The sequence below is a fragment of the Shewanella sp. 11B5 genome (assembly GCF_002836795.1).
Lineage (GTDB): Bacteria > Pseudomonadota > Gammaproteobacteria > Enterobacterales > Shewanellaceae > Shewanella > Shewanella frigidimarina.
The window spans coordinates 1-2,169 of sequence record NZ_PJAP01001133.1 but is presented as its reverse complement, the minus strand read 5'-3'; the positions used below and the strand labels follow the sequence as shown (position 1 = coordinate 2,169).

At 38.0% G+C, this 2,169-nt stretch carries 1 protein-coding gene; it reads right to left on the bottom strand.

The window, feature by feature from the left end; all coding sequences use genetic code 11:
• On the bottom strand, positions 1–1,970 hold a 1,970-nt coding region (locus tag CXF78_RS21155), incomplete at its 3' end, for a putative Ig domain-containing protein (RefSeq protein WP_219622107.1).
• Positions 1,971–2,169: the final 199 nt, after the last annotated feature.

Genomic DNA, 2,169 nt, shown 5'->3' with positions numbered 1-2,169 from the left:
TTATTAAATATAAATTCAACACGTGTTGTAGCCGGGTCAATGTCAGGTGAGCCAGAGAAATTTTTCACGTAGTAATCGTATCTACCTTCGACAGGAAACTGAGGAATTGAAATCACTTCAGGCCCATAACTTGTTACATCATCAACATCTAAATAGATGATGGCTTCATTAAGGGTGACTTCTGAATTGGCATAATACACATGGCTTTCATTACCTTCAGTATCTGTAATATAAAGGTGTGAGTCTAAATCACGAGGTGCTTCACCCCAGTTCAAGGTTATTTTAGTTAACGCTTCAGATAGCACTAAACACTCTGCTAAGGTGATGTCCTCTTCAAACGTGTTAATAATAGATGTTCGGCTTTGAAATCCGATAGTGGCGCCAAGTAAAACGGTAGAATGACGCTTAACAGGGATGCTAAATGTGCCATCATCGATAGAGAATGTCAGCGAGCGCCCCAAGTAATCACGTCCGTCCGAAATAACGCGAGCACCATTTAACAAATTACCATCTTCATCTTCCACACAACCATTTACCATAATGGTGTCGTAAATCATATCAGCATTCCAAGTAGTGAAATGACTAACATTACCTTGATAAAATGATTTACCGTTGACTGAAACTAATTGCGCTTCACCTTCTTCGATCCATAAACCTGACGTAGTGTCGAAATAATAAAGCGGTATCGTTGAGGGGGGAGTAGTACCTGCTACAGGTATATGAATTTGTGCGACTTTGTTTGGAGCGAGTTGTAGCTTGTTACCTGCACTATCAACAAAACTAACTGTTATAGCACCAAATGATTCTATTGGCACAATTTCGTTGGCACTGTTTGTTGTGAGCATATCACCGGGCATCATTTCAATATCAATAGCCGGGTTAATGACGGTTAGTTCAGCTACAACGGCTGAAGATACAAGGTTACCATTTAAATCAACAAGGCTGTTTTCAGGCAAAGTAACAAGCACATTACCATCAACAGCTAGCTCAGATACTTGAGTCGCATCAAAACTAATTGATGCATGAACAGGCTGTAATAGTAAATTGTGTTCTTGGGTTAGCTCATTTCTTGAAATACTCAACGCAGCTTCAGAATAATTTGTCGCATCAGCAACAAGAGTCAATCTGTCACTTAATTGAATATCTTGGATTTTTGCTGAAAATAAGCCTTCAGCATCAGAAGTTGCTGTATTAACAACTAGGTTACCATTAGATAAACTCACGACACTTTCTGGAATGACTTCACCATTAAAATAGTTAATCGTGGTACCAGAAATAGTATAGAAAAACTTTTCATTTAAATTGAAACTAACTTGAATTGGCGCAACGCCATCTTCACCACCGTCAGCGACTTGTACAGAAATATCGGTTGATGTCGTTTCATTTACGGAAGATGTATAAGTTATTAAGCCAGAAGGACTAATCAATAAACCATTTGGTCCGGTAATTAGTTCAAAGTTAATGTCATTTTCAGTGTCAGAATCGTCTACATCAGAAACGACTAATTGGTAGGTAAATGTCGAGCCTGAATCAACACTTTGCGCCACGATAGAAGACACAACAGGGGCATCGTTTACAGGCGTTACATAGACTTCAAAGTTCTGTACAGCAGGTTGCGCTTCGTCTTCTCCACCATCATTAACAGTAACTGTGATTGTCCCAGACGTTAATACACCTTCAAGTGGTGTCCATGAAATCAGACCTGTATTGTTAATGGCCATACCATCTGGCGCATTGGTTAAATTGAATGTTAAATTCGTACCATCATTGGCATCGTCTTGATCGGTAACGGTTAGCTGATACAGGTATTCACTATCTTCAATTGCAGTGACAACCGCGATAGAAGATATTAACGGTGCGATGTTTTTAATCACCTCATCTTCATCATCGGAAGATGAACCACATCCGGTTAATACAAAAGAAAGTGCAGTTGCAACAATAGAAAGTCGCCACTTGTTTGTTAATTCCATTTACCTACTCCATGAATCAATAATTATTAATTAGTCATTTAAATATTAAATATTGATCTTTAGTTGCATATTTGGTTGGGATAATGACGATTAAACAAAGATTTTTCAATAATCATAAATGATGTGCATTAGCGATTAGCGTACACTTTTGTATAGGTTAGATGTTAATAGCAAAGTAAATATGGCTATATAATTTTGT